Source organism: Flavivirga jejuensis, from assembly GCF_030540765.1.
Classification (GTDB): Bacteria; Bacteroidota; Bacteroidia; order Flavobacteriales; family Flavobacteriaceae; genus Flavivirga; species Flavivirga jejuensis.
Genome location: NZ_JAUOEL010000006.1, coordinates 144,757 through 162,117, shown reverse-complemented (window position 1 = coordinate 162,117; position 17,361 = coordinate 144,757). Strand labels below are relative to the sequence as shown.

General features: G+C 31.9%; 15 protein-coding genes. 11 read left to right on the top strand and 4 right to left on the bottom strand.

Annotated features, from left to right (window positions below):
* Window positions 1-73: 73 nt before the first annotated feature.
* Genes Q4Q40_RS16925 through Q4Q40_RS16915 form a run of 3 tightly spaced genes read right to left on the bottom strand, consistent with a single transcriptional unit; the run spans window position 74 to window position 3,123 of the window.
* Window positions 74-1,963: a hypothetical protein gene (locus Q4Q40_RS16925; RefSeq protein WP_303303118.1), complete on the bottom strand. Its 1,890-nt coding sequence runs from the start codon at window positions 1,961-1,963 to the stop codon at window positions 74-76.
* A 13-nt stretch (window positions 1,964-1,976) separates the two neighbouring features.
* Window positions 1,977-2,621 (bottom strand): outer membrane beta-barrel protein, encoded by a 645-nt coding sequence (locus tag Q4Q40_RS16920; protein WP_303303117.1) that lies wholly within the window; start codon window positions 2,619-2,621, stop codon window positions 1,977-1,979.
* 1 nt (window position 2,622) lies between these two features.
* Complete coding sequence (locus Q4Q40_RS16915) at window positions 2,623-3,123, bottom strand: T9SS type A sorting domain-containing protein (protein WP_303303116.1); 501 nt, start codon at window positions 3,121-3,123, stop codon at window positions 2,623-2,625.
* A gap of 319 nt (window positions 3,124-3,442) precedes the next feature.
* Between Q4Q40_RS16915 and Q4Q40_RS16910 the strand changes: the two genes are divergently transcribed.
* From Q4Q40_RS16910 to ettA, 5 genes are all read left to right on the top strand, one after another.
* The gene (locus tag Q4Q40_RS16910) at window positions 3,443-3,973 is read left to right on the top strand and encodes an NADPH-dependent FMN reductase (protein WP_303303115.1); all 531 of its coding nucleotides are present in this window, start codon (window positions 3,443-3,445) and stop codon (window positions 3,971-3,973) included.
* Window positions 3,974-4,003: 30 nt separating this feature from the next.
* Window positions 4,004-4,441 (top strand): MarR family winged helix-turn-helix transcriptional regulator, encoded by a 438-nt coding sequence (locus Q4Q40_RS16905; RefSeq protein WP_303303114.1) that lies wholly within the window; start codon window positions 4,004-4,006, stop codon window positions 4,439-4,441.
* Window positions 4,442-4,584: 143 nt separating this feature from the next.
* Window positions 4,585-5,457, top strand: a complete 873-nt coding sequence (locus Q4Q40_RS16900; protein WP_303303113.1) for a pirin family protein — start codon at window positions 4,585-4,587, stop codon at window positions 5,455-5,457.
* Between the two features lie 500 nt (window positions 5,458-5,957).
* A complete protein-coding gene (locus Q4Q40_RS16895; protein ID WP_303303112.1) occupies window positions 5,958-6,140 on the top strand; it encodes a CAL67264 family membrane protein in 183 nt (60 codons plus the stop codon).
* Window positions 6,141-6,211: 71 nt separating this feature from the next.
* Window positions 6,212-7,903 (top strand): energy-dependent translational throttle protein EttA, encoded by a 1,692-nt coding sequence (gene ettA, locus Q4Q40_RS16890; protein WP_303303111.1) that lies wholly within the window; start codon window positions 6,212-6,214, stop codon window positions 7,901-7,903.
* 34 nt (window positions 7,904-7,937) lie between these two features.
* Here the strand turns inward: ettA and Q4Q40_RS16885 are convergent, their stop codons facing one another.
* Window positions 7,938-8,180 (bottom strand): hypothetical protein, encoded by a 243-nt coding sequence (locus Q4Q40_RS16885; protein WP_303303110.1) that lies wholly within the window; start codon window positions 8,178-8,180, stop codon window positions 7,938-7,940.
* A 338-nt stretch (window positions 8,181-8,518) separates the two neighbouring features.
* On the opposite strand from Q4Q40_RS16885, the gene Q4Q40_RS16880 reads away from it, so the two are divergent.
* The 6 genes from Q4Q40_RS16880 (at window position 8,519) to Q4Q40_RS16855 (ending at window position 17,209) form a co-directional block, all read left to right on the top strand.
* A complete protein-coding gene (locus tag Q4Q40_RS16880; protein WP_303303109.1) occupies window positions 8,519-9,865 on the top strand; it encodes a coiled-coil domain-containing protein in 1,347 nt (448 codons plus the stop codon).
* Window positions 9,866-10,085: 220 nt separating this feature from the next.
* Window positions 10,086-11,147: a hypothetical protein gene (locus Q4Q40_RS16875; RefSeq protein WP_303303108.1), complete on the top strand. Its 1,062-nt coding sequence runs from the start codon at window positions 10,086-10,088 to the stop codon at window positions 11,145-11,147.
* Window positions 11,144-13,324, top strand: coding sequence for a M28 family peptidase (locus Q4Q40_RS16870; protein ID WP_303303107.1), 2,181 nt, complete (start codon window positions 11,144-11,146; stop codon window positions 13,322-13,324). Before Q4Q40_RS16875 ends, Q4Q40_RS16870 begins: the two co-directional genes overlap by 4 nt.
* A gap of 4 nt (window positions 13,325-13,328) precedes the next feature.
* Complete coding sequence (locus Q4Q40_RS16865; RefSeq protein ID WP_303303106.1) at window positions 13,329-15,293, top strand: AAA family ATPase; 1,965 nt, start codon at window positions 13,329-13,331, stop codon at window positions 15,291-15,293.
* Window positions 15,283-15,867 (top strand): NUDIX domain-containing protein, encoded by a 585-nt coding sequence (locus Q4Q40_RS16860; RefSeq protein WP_303303105.1) that lies wholly within the window; start codon window positions 15,283-15,285, stop codon window positions 15,865-15,867. Before Q4Q40_RS16865 ends, Q4Q40_RS16860 begins: the two co-directional genes overlap by 11 nt.
* 106 nt (window positions 15,868-15,973) lie before the next feature.
* Window positions 15,974-17,209, top strand: a complete 1,236-nt coding sequence (locus Q4Q40_RS16855) for a DUF6638 family protein (protein ID WP_303303104.1) — start codon at window positions 15,974-15,976, stop codon at window positions 17,207-17,209.
* The last annotated feature ends 152 nt before the right edge of the window (window positions 17,210-17,361 follow it).

Below are 17,361 nucleotides of genomic sequence, written 5' to 3'. Positions count from 1 at the left end.
ACTACCTGCTTGTAAAGGTAAGGATAGTCAGTTTCAAGATTTTTTAGTTTAAAAACGTTACGTTCTGTTTATTCTAGTTTTTTTCTAAAAGCTTCTTATAAGATTTTTTATAATTAGCCTTTGTTTTGGCTATAATCTTTTTTCTATAATTAGAATCGTTAAATAATTTATTTAATCCAGGGTGGTTTTCTATGTCAATCCCATTATTCTTATATCCATTTTCTAAATATAACATAGCCTCTTCCATAATTTCATCACTTAACTCAGGAGGCATATAAGATGCAACTAATTGAGACCTTGACAGTTCTTTTTGAGGTGTCTTATTTTCCTTTTCTGTGGTCGTTTTTTCTAAATTTACAACTTCAACAGAACCATGTTCTAATGCTAATAAACGCTGCTCTAAAGTTTTGAATTTATCTTCTAAAACTTTAATCTTTTTTTCTTGTTCTATAGCCAAATTAGCCACGTCGTTAGCGTTTAAACCTATAGCCATATTTATCATTGATACACCATTATTTATCAATGCTTCAGACCATGCTACGCCAACAATTTCGCGATACTGTTCTGCTTTTATTTTTTGAGGTGAAACACCTATTCCTGTTCCATCATTAAGACCAGAAGGTATGATATAATCTCCTTGCAAGACAATACCTCTAACTTTCACTGGAATTTGCCCCATAAAGGCTACTTTTTCATATAATGCTTCATTCCCCTGCATTGGCATATTACCCAATATGGCTGGTTTAGTAGAAACAACCATATAGTGTTGTGAATTCATTGTATACTTAGAAATTTTTCCTCCATTTACCCCTACAATATCACCTGCACTCATTTTTTCACCAAAGTTGCTTCGTTCTAGCCATTCGGCATAATCTGCAGAACCCGATTGGTATGTTACCCCCAAATTAGATAAAGCGAAAAGATTAAAAGTAACCAAATTTGCTGTTGCCAAAGCTAAATCTGCTGCCGCCGAGGCAATACAAGGGCCACAGGGACCTGTTGCAGCTCCCACACCTCCTACAACGATTGGTGTAAATGATGAAGCAACATTTACGCCTGCTTTTACTTCTTCAGCTATCAAAATAGACTCTTCATAAATAAACTCTGGATCACTAGCTGCTTCTGCTGTTGTTTCTCCCTCTATACGACCTACAGCATTACCTCCATTATCAAAAAAGGTGATAAAATTATTAGAATTATTTGGAGTACCCGCTGTTAATCTAACTGCAATACCTTGCTGGCTGCCTTCTATTCTTAATGGATATGCTTCATAACTCTCTTCACCTCCTGTTATATTAGCATTAATGGTTACCTGATCATTTAAATTTGACGTGCCTTCTACTGTTATATCGTCTTGAAACAATGATGTTCCTTCTACTGTTATATTGTCTTGAAATAATGATGTTCCTTCTACAGTTATATCATCTTGAAATAATGATGTTCCTTGTACTGTTAAATTTCCTGATAAGGTAGTTGAAGAACCATTGTTCACAAATAAATCACTATTTAAATTAGTAACTCCATCGACATCTAAAGTAGACGTTGCTATAATTTCTCTATGCCTTACATATGGTATATAGGTGAGCTCTTGGTAACTAAATTCAATCATTCCATTACCATCATTTAAATCGATTTCTACCATTAAAAATTTAGAGTTATTCCAATATATCTCATCAAATGCTCCAATGTTAGGTGTGCCTTTGCCTATCACTAAATTAATCATACTATAGGCATTGGTTGTTGTATTATGAGTTTCTTGATATTCGGAATTATTCAAATTATCTATAATTGTAAATCTAACCTGTAATGCTGTATTAGGTATATTGTTAGATGGAATATCTACGCCTGGTATTTCCTGTGGATTATTATCTATAATAACTGCTTGATACGTAATTCCATCTGTTTGTGCATAACTAAAACACGTTAATATTAATAATAAAAAAGTTAAATAAGTAGGTCTCATTTTCATATTTTGTTTAATTATCGCAATTACAATTTGGCAGATTTATAACAAAACCAAATCCAAATTGATGTGCATTTAATTTTAATGTTTCTTCACTAGTATCACTATTTATCAGTACTGTTTTGCCAAATGTATAATTTGCAAAAATAGCCGTACTCCTGGAAATAGGGTATTGCATGCCTAAGCTTCCTTTTATAAAAAAGATGTTTTTATTAAATTCCTCTTTTCCTATTAAATTGTATACTTGATTATTTATAGTTTGATTTCCTCTTATCAAGAACTCGGTAGCTATAGCCCCTTTTATATAGAATAAAAAATCATTTAATTGAAACAACTTAGTATCTAAACCTGCTGTAACCCCCAAATAACTAACATCCCACTCATAATAATTATCTAATCTAAGATCACTTCCTATAACTCCATAACCACTATAAGTGGCTCCTAAAGAGAGATAGAGTGTTTTTTCTTTATTGATATTATCTCTATATCCCATACCCAGGTAGGTTTTAGACTGTGATAAAAGATTATCTAAAGGCATACCTTGTGAGTTTTTATAATCAAATGATAAAATATTAGATCCATATTCTATATATAATTGTTGGGCAAAACCTGAAATACTGAATATAAAAATGAGATTAAATAGCAATTGTTTCTTCATATTATCGTTTAATAATTTTCGCATTTAATAATTTGGAGCGCATTCTTATTTGAATCAAATAAGTCCCGGTATTTAAATTATTTAAATTCAAAACAATGGATTGCATTGGACTAAATTGTTTATTTAAAATAATTCTGCCTAAAACATCTCTAAGCGTAACCTGCAAAATATCGATAATTGGTTTTTTAAATTTAACCTCAACTTTAGATGAAAACGGATTTGGAAAAATGACAGCTTCAATATCTGTATTGGAATCTATTGAAATTAAAGAAGCAGATACAGGTTGCAAATAACCTTGTCTCAATGAATAATTATTAGCATTAAAAGTATGGGTAACACTAGCTTGCCCAATACTCTCAAGGATATAATAACTTTTATTATTGGTATAAACAAAATGAGAAGCACCTTGGTTTCCTAAAGTTTGTTTTTTTAAACTTTGAGTATTTCCAAACTGATAAACAATAATTATAAAGAAAAAAAGTAGGTTGTTTTTGGGGAACATATTTTTTTTTTCAGGGTGCTAATATATTCTGTAAACTATTGTAAAACAAATTAATGATTAATATATCCATACTTTAAATAACAACTTTATTTTAATTCTTATTTACAAGGAACGAGCATTCTTACTTATTTGGTAAACCCGTAGTATTTGGTAACAAAATTAATGAATAGGGATAGTTGCCACCTATTTCGAATAAGGTCATATTATGATATTCTGAATCTCTGCTAATGAAAAAATATAAAATATATAACATGGAATTAGTTTCCTTGGAAACTAATTGTTTTTACACTATATTTGTATCATAAAATAATTAAAACATATGAAAAACATTATTGCATTTGCAGGAACTAACAGTAGAAACTCAATAAATAAACAACTCGCTAGCTATGCATCAAGTTTGGTTGAAAACGTAACGGTTACTATTTTAGATCTAAACGATTTTGAATTACCTTTATATGGTATTGATTATGAAATAGATCATGGTATTCCAGATAACGCGCATAAATTTTTAGACGCTATTAAAGCATCAGATGGCATTATTTTATCGTTAGCAGAACATAATGGAGCATATTCAACAGCATTTAAAAACCTATTTGATTGGATGTCTCGAATAGATGGTAAATTATGGAGTGAGAAACCTATGTTATTAATGGCTACATCTCCAGGAGCTAGAGGAGGAGCAACTGTTTTAGATATTGCAAAAGGACGCTTTGCTTTTATGGGGGGAAACATTATTGAAGACTTTTCTTTTCCATCATTCAACGATAATTTTTCGGAAGGAAAGATTACCAATGAAGCATTAAATTCTGATTTGAAAAACAAAATAGCATCATTGCAAAAAGAACTATAACTGAATACTGAATACTGAATACAAAAACACATGGGGGATTTTTCCAAAGATATCAATTCAAAGTTTCCAAATAACAGAATTAAGGCTTTGTTGAATATTATATATACGGCAAGTTGGATAACAAGTTATCAAAATGATTTCTTTAAGCCATATGGGATATCTCCTCAACAGTACAATATTTTAAGAATATTAAATGGCGCGAAAGAACCTTTAAATGTTCAAGTGATTAAGGATAGAATGCTAGAACGTTCCCCTAATGCAACCAGATTAATGGATAAATTATGTGCAAAGGATTGTATTAAGCGTATCCCTTCAGAACATGATAGACGTGTTGTTAAAATTGTTATTACCGATGAAGGAAAAAAGCTTTTAGCAGCAATTCCACGTAATATTAATAAAGATTTATTAAAAAATTTAAGTGAAGAGGAAGCAGAACAATTAAGTAATCTGCTAGATAAAATGCGATGACAACTAATTTGTCATTCCCTCGAAGGATGGAATCTCATTATACTTTTTGAGGTCGCGATAAAAAGATTCCCTTCTTCAATGGAATAAAAAAAGAAAGTTTAATATTAAAAAAAGTCCCTCCTTAGGAGGGATTAGGGAGGATTATGAAAACAAACACAATAAAAACAGTAGGACGAAGCGATTTTGTTAATATGGGACCTATACAATTAAGACAACCATTACCAGGTCGAGATATAGATATGGTAGATCCATTTATATTATTACATCATTATGGTCCTTATAAAATTTCAGAAGAAAATAACCCTTTCGATTTAGGACCACATCCACATCGAGGATTCGAACCGATAACCTTTTTAATTCAAGGCGAACAATTACATAGAGATTCTTTAGGGAATGAAAGTATTGTTAAAACTGGTGATGTACAATGGACAACTGCTGGGCGTGGTATTATTCATGCCGAAGGACCAACAAAGGAGTTTGTGCAAAAAGGAGGGACGTTAGAGGGCATTCAATTATGGTTGAATTTACCAGCAGAGAAGAAAATGATTGCTGCCAATTATCAGCACGTGAAAAACGAAGATTTTAATGTTATAACATCTGAAGATGGAAAAGTGAAAATTCAAATTATTGCTGGCGAATTAGGAAGTAAATACGGAAAAATAAGTACACAAACAGCTGTAAATGCTTATATGATTGCTATTGAAGCAGGCGGTGAGTACTTTGTAGAGGTTTCTAAAACACATCAATCGATGTTGTATTTATTAAATGGAGATGTAGCAGTTAACGGTTCAGAAAATTTGAAACTAGATAAAAATCAGCTCATTCAATTTAATCAGGATGGCAGCGGTTTTACCATTAAAGGAAATAATACAAGTAAGCTATTATTTCTTTCTGGTGAACCTTTTAATGAGAAAGTGGCTACTTACGGACCTTATGTTATGAATACACAAACAGAGATTATGGAAGCGATGCGGGATTATCAAGCGGGTAAAATGGGATTTCTTCCAGCGAGTTAAAAGAAGGAGCTTAAAAAGTGTCATCTAGAGATCTGTGTTAAAAATTTTAACTAGCGGATGAAATGACGTAATTGGGGTGTCATCAGAGGAGGTACGACTGAATAATCTTTAGAGATTAATAATAAAGATTCTTCGCTGTGCTATGAATGACAAATGATTGAAAATTAATTACTTATGAAATCCGTCAATGGTAGCAAGGTGAAGTATCGTTAAACATTAAAACTTTAAGAGACCCTTCATTACATTCAGGATGACATGCATACTTTTTTTGTTCAAAAATTAGTGCTATCAGAATGAAATTTTTACTTTACAAATAGGTATAATATCTTAATACAAAATATTTTCATAGCCGTTGGTATTTTAAAACTATTCAGAAAATTGCAACTTGATTTAAAAACATCAGACTATTATAGTTTCGTGTTAATTCATCTTTTCCTTAAATCAATTCAAAAAATATACGATATTTGCGTTCTGACTAATAACCAAAATAGAAAAATATTATGGGAATGAATAAAAATACCGTTTTAGCTTGGGCTACTTTTATAATGATATTTGTAGGGTTAGCATTAATTGCACTTGGAGCCTTTAGATATGATGATGTAGCAGGCTGGGGCTTTGCTGCTGTTGGAATTGGTTTTTTTGCTAATGCATGGGTATTTAATGCTTTAAAAGGAAGAGTTTAGTAATTATTTACTATTTTGATTGACCATTTTTTACAAGAGCAAGTTTAATGACTACAAATTAATAATTAATAATGAGTGACGACAAGAAAGTAATTTTCTCAATGTCTGGTTTAACTAAGACATTTCAAGGTGCCAATACACCCGTATTAAAAAATATTTATTTAAGCTTCTTTTATGGAGCCAAAATTGGGATTTTAGGTCTTAATGGTTCTGGTAAATCTACGCTACTAAAAATTATAGCTGGTCTTGATAAAAATTACCAAGGAGATGTTACCTTTTTACAAGATTATTCCGTTGGATTTTTAGAGCAGGAGCCAAAACTGGATGATGATAAAACAGTCATGGAAGTAGTAAGAGAAGGTGCAGCCGAAACCGTTGCTATTCTTGACGAGTATAACAAAATCAACGACATGTTTGGTTTGGAAGAAGTATATTCCGATCCTGATAAAATGGAGAAGTTAATGAACCGTCAAGCAGAACTTCAAGACCAAATTGATGCTGCGAATGCCTGGGAACTCGATACCAAATTAGAAATTGCCATGGACGCTTTACGTACTCCAGATGGTGATAAAAAAATTGGAGTACTTTCTGGAGGTGAAAAACGTCGTGTAGCGCTATGTCGTTTACTTTTACAAGAACCCGATGTATTATTATTAGATGAGCCTACCAATCACTTAGATGCAGAATCTGTACATTGGTTAGAGCATCATTTAGCGCAATATAAAGGTACTGTAATAGCAGTAACGCACGATAGATACTTTTTAGATAATGTAGCAGGTTGGATTTTAGAATTGGATAGAGGCGAAGGGATTCCGTGGAAAGGAAATTACTCATCTTGGTTAGATCAAAAATCAAAACGATTAGCACAGGAAAGTAAAACAGCATCTAAACGTCAAAAAACCTTAGAACGTGAGTTAGAATGGGTAAGGCAAGGCGCAAAAGGTCGTCAAACCAAGCAGAAGGCACGTTTAAAGAATTACGATAAATTAATGAGTCAAGATCAAAAACAACTTGACGAAAAACTAGAAATATACATTCCTAATGGCCCACGATTAGGAACCAATGTTATTGAAGCCTCTGGTGTTAGTAAAGGATATGATGATAAATTGTTGTATGATGATTTAAACTTCAACCTCCCACAAGCAGGAATAGTTGGTGTTATAGGTCCTAATGGCGCTGGTAAAACCACTATTTTTAGAATGATAATGGGTGAAGAAACACCAGATAAAGGCGAGTTTAAAGTCGGAGAAACAGCTCAAATAGCTTATGTAGATCAAAGCCATTCCAACATCGATCCAGAAAAATCAATTTGGCAAAATTTTAGTGATGAACAAGAGCTGGTCATGATGGGAGGCAAGCAAGTGAATTCACGTGCGTATTTAAGTCGTTTTAATTTTTCAGGAAGTGAGCAAAATAAGAAAGTAAAATTACTATCTGGAGGAGAAAGAAACCGTTTGCATTTAGCTATGACGCTTAAAGAAGAAGGCAATGTACTGCTCTTAGATGAGCCTACTAACGATCTTGATGTAAATACACTACGTGCTTTAGAAGAAGGTTTAGAGAATTTTGCTGGTTGTGCAGTAGTTATATCGCACGATAGATGGTTTTTAGATAGAATATGTACCCATATTTTAGCCTTTGAAGGCGATTCTCAAGTATATTTCTTTGAAGGTAGTTTTAGTGATTATGAAGAAAATAAAAAGAAACGTCTTGGCGGTGATTTAATGCCAAAACGAATAAAGTATAAGAAATTAGTGAGATAAGTTTATAAAACGCCTGCTGAAAAGTGGGCGTTTTTTATTTATTATCATACATATGCCCCTCTGTAAAATCTGTATAATCGTCATCCGCTTCATCAGGTATTTTTGTATCTATGCTGTTTAATCTATCATTCTCCTTTTTAAGCTTATAAGATTTTCTCACACCAAAAATTAATAAAATAGAGAAAATAATCACCACAACAATTAGCACTGTAACAATATCAGATTGGTTTATTAAAGTGAGAACTAATGTATACAAAGACATATAGTTAAGTAACATAATTTATTTTAAAGGTTGGGTTAGATAGTCTAACCAAATATAATATAATTTATCCATTTAGCAATTTACTAAAAAGATAACATCATGATAAAATAATTATTAATTTAAAAAAAATGTAACATTTTATTAAAGTTCCACACTTGTATTAAGCAAGATGAGTTAAAATAAGATTTCTTAAACTTTAGTCTAATATTTTAATTTACATCCTACTTAAGTAGGGTTTGTTTTGGTAAAAAGAGGCTAAAAACAAAATAAGTGTTTATTTTTAAAATTGATTTTTTTTAACGAAATTGCTTAACTCAAATATTTTTATACAAATTTAAAACTATTCTATCTTTATGTCAGATGATTTTGATTTATTAGAAACCAATTCTAACGAGAAAACAGAAAAAGTAGATGTCAATTGGGGAAAAGCCATAGACACTATGAAATCTAAATTATCGCAAGAAGATGATCCAGAAGTTCGACAAAAAATATTAAATGCCACTTTAGATGATGTGGTAGATATGGCAGAAAAAGATAGAACAACGCTTTTAGATGCTATTAAAGACCTAACCGACTATCAAGATGAAGTTGGTATTATTTTCGAAAAATTTTCAGCACTTAACGCTACCGAGCAAAAAGTAATTGACGATGCTCAAAAAGCGTTAGAACGCGCCAGAATAGAATTAGAAGATGCCGAAGCCAAACCAGATACATGGTGGAATAACCTTTGGGGGCGTAAAAGTAAAATTATAAAAGAGCAAGAGGAACTTAAAATTGCTGAAAAAACACGTGCAGCTGCAGATAATAAAGCAAAAGCGATGTTTCAAGAACGTATTGAAAGTGCCGATGTTCAAACACTTTTAAGTGAATTGTCTTATAAATCTCAAGCAGCAGTAAGCAGATTAAAAAATCGAGAAATAGAGATTAAAGAAGTAGAAGACAAGTTGCAAGATGCCATTGTTGAAGCAACCAAAAATCATACAAAAGCATTAGAAAAGAAGAAAGAAGTAGAAGATAAACTAGAAGAGCAATACGCGCTATTAAAACAAGCACGTCAAGAACTTGAAGATATTGTAGATAAGCAATCTGCAAATTATGCACAAGCCGTTGGTAAAGTAACTACTTTAGAGCAAAAAGTAGAAGAACTAGAGGGTTTAAAAAACGCGTATACAACACTTGCAGCCAGTAAAGATAGTTTTGTGCACAAACATAATTTAACGATCAAAGTATTAACCTCGTTACGTAGCAACTTACAAACACACCGAGCTAAATTAAAGAGTGATACTGAAGAACGTTTAAAATACTATGATGGTTATGTAGTAGCTTTAAAAGCTAGAACCGATCAAGAATTTGCAGCCATTTTAGAACACTTGGGTGTAAAAACCGATGAACATATAGGTGAAACCCTTGCCTCTATGCATACAGCAAGTGCAAAAGCACGTCAGGACATGATGGATAATATCCCCGTTCATGAAAAAGTAATGCAAGGTGTATATAGCAGTTATGCCGAAGCTTTACAAGAAATTCGTGCTAAAGACAAGGATATTCAAAAGAATTTTGCAGAGCGTTATGGTATCGATATGAAAGAGATTTTCGAAGACTATTATAAAACAGATCCTAATAAAGCTTCAGACGGTAATGATGGTGAACCAGAAGGGAAACCAAAGCCAGAAGCAAGCGACGACGATTTGTTGAGCTAAGATAATTTGTCATTCCCGCGAAGGCAGAATCTTATTAATAGAAATTCTGAAGTTATCTTTATACTGCGTTAGGGATTGAACGGTTTGTTTGAGCTCCTTGAAAAGAGCGAGTAGTGAAAGCCCGACCCTTGTGGTAACGCCCATTTTTAAACATAAAATATTAATGTATTAGTAGTATAGTATAACTATCTACTAAATACTGCAACTGAATACTTAATTAATGTCCATTAATCACATTGTAACACCATTAGATTCAGCAGTTCTAGATTCCAAAGAACATTATGTATTCTATCATAAAATGATTGATTTTGCATTTAAAGAACTTATAGTTGCTGTACAACAACAAGCCCTTTGTAATAATCAAGAAGTACGTTTGTTTAAGCAATATAACGATCTGTTACTATACTCTATAGAAGCCATGCGTATTAAATATATGTATGACGACGAGGATAACATGAAGGTCGATTTAACTTATTCTGGGTTTCCAAACTATTTGGAATTTCGTTACCTGTTTAACGATTTAGAATTGCGTGATGATTATTTAGGAAAACTAACACCAGTAAACACTTTAAAAGAAGAGTTTCTAGATACCTTAATGCGTAAAAAAGAACCCATTAAAAAAAGCAAATTATTTCAGGCGGCATCTATAGTATATTATTCATCAGTTAAGAAACAATATATCTTTAATCGTTTTGTACAAGGCAAAATATTAAGTGTTCCTAAAAACCCAAACGGGGATTTACTTACTAGTTGGAGTTTTTACGATGTGTCTCTTAACCGACCTTTTATCTGCTTTATGTATTTCAATTATGACGGTACACGCATTAACGATTATAAAGATGAAATTTATGAGGTTTTAAAAACTACGGCAGATAGAAAAATGAGTTTAGATACTATGGCATATACTATAGATAGAAAACTAGCCAAAGTAGCACCAAAGCTTATAAAACGAATCGATTTAGGCCCCATGCATAATGTTTTTGCAAAAGATGAAAACGATATAACACATGCGCTTTTAGAAGGTATAGGCAAGAAAGAAATTCCTTTAGAATCGTATGCTATTTCATTAAAAATAGATGAAGTCGTATCTGGCAGTGAATTTAAAGAAGGTGGGTTTTTTAATAAACAAATCCTTCAAAAATGGAACGATGTGTTTAAACAAAAATACGTATTTGCACCACATCGTATTATTCAATTACTATACAATAAAACACCAGAGCTTATAAATGATTTAGCAAAACCGCCTGTTGAAATAGTTGGAATGAAAATAGATAAACCATGAAAAAAGAAAAAAAAATAAGCTTAGTTTTTCTTTTTTTATGTCTATCCTTAGCCTTTTCTCAAGAAAGCACTCCTGTTTTAAAAAATTTAAGCTCGGATACAGGTTTAATTATAAGTGATTCTATTACTAAATTAATTATTCATAATAGCTCTGGCGATATAGCTAATGATTTGGTTCAGGAAATTTCATTAATTGATAGACAACAAAATACAGAAGGTTATAACAAATCTATAAACCTAATCGAAAAAAAAGCTAAAGAATTTGGTCTCGATGAGTTAAAAGTAGAATATTATAAATCAGATGGTGAAACTAGTTATTTTGGAGACGCTCCACAAATGACATGGAAGGTTAAAAAAGGAGAGTTGTTTGTAAATACACCTTACTACTATAAATTAACATCCTATAAAGAACTTCCAATGTCTTTAGTCGTTAATAGTTATTCAAAAGATACCATTGCAGATTTAGTGGATATTGGACAAGGTAAAGATTCAGATTACATAAACAAAGACATAAAAGGAAATATAGTATTAACATCTAAAAGCCCGTATACTGTTCTAAACAAAGCTGTTTGGGAAAAAGGAGCTATAGGTATTATTTCCTCATACACGACCCCATATTGGGATAAATCAAATAGGCAAGAAGGTGATTATCAAGATCAAGTAGGGTGGACTTATATGCCAACAGTTGAAAATAAGGAGAAACAATCTTTTGCTTTTATGATATCTAACCGCAGAGCAAATGAGTTAAAAAGTCAATTAAGCAGAGGAAAAGTTAGTCTACAGGTTAATGTTGACACAACACTTGAGCCTGATGAATTTGGTATTGTAAGTGGTATTATTAAAGGATCAAAATTCCCCGATGAAGAAATCATTATAACGTCTCATATAGATCATTATAAACCAGGAGCAAATGATAATGCATCTGGAAGTGCGGTTTCTTTGGAGATAATAAGGACTTTTAAAAAACTGATAGATGAAAATAAGATACAGCAACCTTTAAGAACGATACGTTTTTTGTGGTTACCAGAATTCACGGGTACTAAGGCTTGGTTTTCAAGACATTTAAAGGATAAAAATAAAAAGCTTCTTTTTAATATAAACTTAGATATGTTAGGTGCAAACTTAAAAAAGTCAAATTCTTTTTTTAATATAACATATACCCCAGATTGGAATCCATCATATATAAACGCATTTTCAGCATCTATATTAGATTTTGTAAACACTTTTAATAATAGTAAGTATCCAAAAAGAAAAGACTATCATATTATTTCTTTAACAGGTTCTCGAAATCATATTAATGCAGGTATTGAAAGGTATACACGAGGCTCTGATCATCAAATATTTAATGATTTTGGAATCCCAGGAATCGCCTATAGTACTTGGCCTGATAATTTTTACCATTCTAGTGAAGATACTCCAGATAAAGTTGATGCGACACAATTACACCGTGTTGTTTTTATAGGAATGGCAAATATCATTATGGCTGCATATGCAGATGAAGATAATTCAGTAGATATAATCAATCTCGTAGAAATGTATGGTAAAAAACGATTAGAAGAAGATAAGTTTGAAAGTAGAAAGTATTTGTTAAGCAGTAATGAAAATAAAAAAAAGACATTTTATTTTGCTTCACAAATTATAAACTGTGCATACAAAAGAGAAATTGAAACACTAAAAACATGTTTACAGTTTTCTAATAATAGAAAAGTTAATAAAATAATTTCACATAAAATTGAACAATATAATTTAGAAAAAAGTAGCGCATTAAAAGATTTAGCATCATTAGTAACTATAAATAATGATGACGTAAATAAAAATTATAATTTATCAGAAAAAGAACTAAAAGCTAATAAAATAATACCCAATAAATTTTCTGATAAAAGACTAAACTCTTTTTATTCTACATATGGGCAAATAAAGGAAGATGAAGATAAATATGTCAAAATTCAAAGCGAAATTGAAAAATTACTTTCAGTTTTAAGAGAACGAGAAGTAGGAGAATTAAGAATTTATGAATTTGAAGATATCATTTTAAGTTATGCAAATGGAAAAAATACAATTATAGATATACAAAATGCTTTATTCGCAGCATATAAAATAATTGTGCCTACACAAACATTGCTAGATATATTTGATGTATTAAAGCATGCAGAAGTAATTTTCTATAATAATAAGTAAACAAATGGAACACAACTCAACATTCCCAATAAAACTTACCGAACTTGATATGCTTCGAGATGAAGCGTCTTCTTATTTAAAAAGTATACAATGGGAGCAAGGTCAGCGAGCAAAGAATAAAGATAAAGATGCTCAAGGTGAGTCTATTTTGTTATACCTGTCTCGTGCCAATAATGGTAACAATGCAGCAGAGATTACCTCAGTATCAAAAACGATTTTAGCTTTAAAAAAACGATTATTACCAGATTCCATTGCGATTCCTATTAATTTGAATCAAACACTTTATGCCGTACAAGAAGGTATTACCTTAGGTATTTGGATTAAAGATAGTTACTATGATGCATCTGGTTTATCAAGTTTAAACGAAAACAAATCAGCCTTAGATACCAATGGTAAGCGTGAATTTGAAAGTAAAATGCATACCGCTACAGCATTTATGATATTTGCTACAGCATATAAGATTTTAAACGATATAAAACCACATGCTTCAGACGATTTAAGTGTCATGAAGCAGAAATTTGCAGGCATTCCAGAAGTGTCTATAATGACGCCTTTAAAAGGAATCTCATGTGGTTTATTTTATTACGACAAATATTTAGGGCATCCAGAAATCATCAAATCCGATAAAGATGTTATCGATTTTACAGTGGTGTATTTTGAAGCTTTAATTGATGAAATTCAATTACGTAAAAGCAGTTTAGAATATACCGAAACTATTGAGGACAGAACGTATAAGTTAGAAAAATCTGAATTTGCTATTTCTGGTTGGAGCAATGTATTTGAAGGAACAGCAAAAAGCATTGAGTTCAATAAAATTAAGTTTGAACAAATTGTTGGGAATCGAGATGCAAAACACTTTGCACGTCGTTTAACCGAACGTATGTTGAGCTATGATTTTACAGCTAAGAAAAATCCGTTTCAGGAATTAGGTGGTTTTATGCCTGTATTTATGGGCTATGGTATTCCAGGAACAGGAAAAAGTATGTTGATTGCTGCGATTGCAACGAAACTTAAAGAACATTGTGATACTTTAGATATTCCGTTTTTGTTTCACCCGATGCCTGATACGCTAATAAGTACATTTCAAGGCGGTTCGGCAGAAAAAATGGTCGAGTGGATGAAACCTATGCAAGACCCTTCAAAATTAATTTTTGCACCTATTGATGATGCCGAGAATAATTTACAAGAACGAACAGCACAAGGTGTTTCGGCAGGAGTAAAAGAGGTAATAGGAGTCTTTTTGCGTTATACAGAAGGTGCTTATGCCGTAAACTATGGGAACAGTTCGATAGGATTATTTACTAATCTACCCGAAATGCTAGATAAAGCAGTTATTTCTCGTGTACAAGGGCGATTTAAAATAGATGGCGCCAGAACAGAGCATGACTTTTTAGATCAAGATCACTTGTGGTGGCGTAAATTAGATGCTACCATGCCCGATTTTGTAAACATGCAAGGGCCAGAAAACTATAACTATTTAGAAGATCAAGGGTTGGCAAAAAACATGGGAGAAATCCTTAATGTTTCTAACAAACCAACCGAGGAACGTGTTCATGATATTTATGATAACGTAGAAAAACAATTCAAAACCAATGAACATGCATTCTATGCGAATCTTTATAAAGATATGCAAAAGGCGTTTCCTTTCTTTTCATCACGTGATGTGAGAAACATTCAAAGTGCTGTGTCGTTACGACTAACAGATTTTGATTTAGAGGAAGATTGGTTCGAAAACCCAGAAACCTATTTCAAGCAAGATTATGAAACTAAGTTTAATATGCTTCAGGAATTGATGCGTGCCAATATGAAAGGCTTAGACTTTTCGGAAATTCGTCGTCAAGAAGTCGTTCGTTATTTAGATAATGTCGCAACCATTGCAGATACCGATTTTAAACGAAAAGTAGATGCTAGAGTCAACCAATTAAATATAGATAGAGAAGCAAGAAGCAGTTTTGAAAATGGCAACTAATCGTATTAAAAATATAGTAAGTAAATTACTTTCGGATAACTATTATATACTCAAAAAACTAACGTTTGACTATTTAATGACAAATGGTAAATGGGTAACCCAAGTAAGAGAAGTTTACGATAGAGGAGATGGAGCAGGAATTCTTCTTTATAACAAAGAAAAGCAAACGATTATCCTAACAAAACAGTTTAGGATGCCCACATATGTGAATGACAATGACGATGGTTTTTTAGTTGAAATTTGTGCAGGAATGCTCGATAAAGATAACCCGAAAGCCTGTATTATAAGAGAAACAGAGGAAGAAGTTGGTTATAGGATTAAAGAAATACAAAAAGTATATGAAGCCTATTCGTCCCCCGGAGTGATGACAGAAAAGATGCATTTCTTTATTGGTGAATACACCGATGCTATGAAAGTTAATGATGGTGGTGGATTAGATAGTGAACATGAAGATATTGACGTATTAGAGATGTCTTTTTCTGAAGCAGTTAATATGCTGAATACTGGAGAAATAGTAGATACAAGGACTATTGTTTTGTTGCAGTATGCAATGATTCATAAGTTGTTGGAGTAGTTTGTCATTCCTGCGTAGGCAGGAATCCACTTTGAAAGATAAAATAATGTTTTTAAGTTAATAACATAAAATAATGAGATTCCCACCTTCGTGGGAATAACAAAAGATGGACAAATTAAAAGAAGCCAATTTATATAGAAGTGAACTAATTCCCGTTAGCGGAAAACTAGTGGAGCGTTATAATAAATGTTTGGTAAAATTAGGGTTTACAAAAACGAAGTTAAAAACGTTTCATATAGATGGTATAGGATGGAGTCCAGAGATTGCAGAAGAAAAGGAAGCAATGCATTATCTAAATAATGGTGATGCCAATGCACATGGTATTATAATTTCGCCACTTCAAAAAGGAAAACCAGTGTATGTGCCTTTTCATACATTCGATAGAGATATGATGCAACATGTTTTTAAAACACATGGAGAAAAAATAAATGACATTACACGCGATTGTGCCATTTGTTTAGATTTCGATCAGGGGATTGATACTTTTTATGAACCCTTGGATGTTTTAAAATACAAAACGGTATCTATCAATTTTCATTTAATAAATAACCTGGTAGATGTTCAAAAAGAGCAATTAAAACTCATTGAAACTTTTAATAGAGATAATAATTTTATAGATGAGAAAATTCATGAACAACTATTAGTCTCTGCTAAAGCTTATGGAGACTTACGTAATAGAGATTTAGAATTGTACGAGCTACAATTCAACACCGATTCTTTTTATACCAAAGCATTTAAGGGTGTTTATGTGTTACGTGATTTTATTACACCAATAATAGTTTTTGAAGATGAGACCTGGCATAAAGAAGCTATTAAAGATACAAATTATGATGTGCTAATATATCATATTCATCAACCAGAATTAATGGATAAATTGCGGGATCATGTTATTATAGAATACGATTTAGAAAACGCGGTAAAAACAGAACGTTATGAGCGTATTAAAAAGTTTGAAATAACACAATATCTACAAAAAACAGAACATCCAGTTAAGGATATTTTAGACAATCCTATTTTATACAAAAGTTATCTTAATAAATTAGATCTGGAATCACGTAAAAAGGTTATGAGTGTGGAGCGTTACTTAGAAAAAATAGAAACTAGCAATCAATATAAAATAGCCGACATTGTAGATTTAAAATTGTTTGAAGCATTACATAAACCACATTCCTCTTTAGAAGGAAGACACCAAGATTTAATCTGGAAATTGTTGGTAAACGTTGCGCCTAAAGATGTATTGTATTGGTATTGGTACGACAAAGAAGATTTTTATGCTAGTTTTAAGTCATGGGACGATTCGTTTAAAGAATGGGCTATAGCGACTATTAGTAACAAAATTTAGTGGTTATAGACTAATTTTATAGATACTGGTATAGTAATTAATAAGTTCCTTCCCTTATTAAGGGAAGGTGGATTTAATTCTTTAAGAGAATTAAAGACGGAAGGGTAAATAACCACCTCGTCTTTTGATTTTTAGAAATCAAAATCCACTCC

Bases quoted from the DNA above. Each gene is read 5' to 3' on its own strand.
- Q4Q40_RS16925 (WP_303303118.1), bottom strand. From the start codon at position 1,963: ATGAGACCTACTTATTTAACTTTTTTATTATTAATATTAACGTGTTTT.
- Q4Q40_RS16920 (WP_303303117.1), bottom strand. From the start codon at position 2,621: ATGAAGAAACAATTGCTATTTAATCTCATTTTTATATTCAGTATTTCA.
- Q4Q40_RS16915 (WP_303303116.1), bottom strand. From the start codon at position 3,123: ATGTTCCCCAAAAACAACCTACTTTTTTTCTTTATAATTATTGTTTAT.
- Q4Q40_RS16910 (WP_303303115.1), top strand. From the start codon at position 3,443: ATGAAAAACATTATTGCATTTGCAGGAACTAACAGTAGAAACTCAATA.
- Q4Q40_RS16905 (WP_303303114.1), top strand. From the start codon at position 4,004: ATGGGGGATTTTTCCAAAGATATCAATTCAAAGTTTCCAAATAACAGA.
- Q4Q40_RS16900 (WP_303303113.1), top strand. From the start codon at position 4,585: ATGAAAACAAACACAATAAAAACAGTAGGACGAAGCGATTTTGTTAAT.
- Q4Q40_RS16895 (WP_303303112.1), top strand. From the start codon at position 5,958: ATGGGAATGAATAAAAATACCGTTTTAGCTTGGGCTACTTTTATAATG.
- ettA (WP_303303111.1), top strand. From the start codon at position 6,212: ATGAGTGACGACAAGAAAGTAATTTTCTCAATGTCTGGTTTAACTAAG.
- Q4Q40_RS16885 (WP_303303110.1), bottom strand. From the start codon at position 8,180: ATGTTACTTAACTATATGTCTTTGTATACATTAGTTCTCACTTTAATA.
- Q4Q40_RS16880 (WP_303303109.1), top strand. From the start codon at position 8,519: ATGTCAGATGATTTTGATTTATTAGAAACCAATTCTAACGAGAAAACA.
- Q4Q40_RS16875 (WP_303303108.1), top strand. From the start codon at position 10,086: ATGTCCATTAATCACATTGTAACACCATTAGATTCAGCAGTTCTAGAT.
- Q4Q40_RS16870 (WP_303303107.1), top strand. From the start codon at position 11,144: ATGAAAAAAGAAAAAAAAATAAGCTTAGTTTTTCTTTTTTTATGTCTA.
- Q4Q40_RS16865 (WP_303303106.1), top strand. From the start codon at position 13,329: ATGGAACACAACTCAACATTCCCAATAAAACTTACCGAACTTGATATG.
- Q4Q40_RS16860 (WP_303303105.1), top strand. From the start codon at position 15,283: ATGGCAACTAATCGTATTAAAAATATAGTAAGTAAATTACTTTCGGAT.
- Q4Q40_RS16855 (WP_303303104.1), top strand. From the start codon at position 15,974: ATGGACAAATTAAAAGAAGCCAATTTATATAGAAGTGAACTAATTCCC.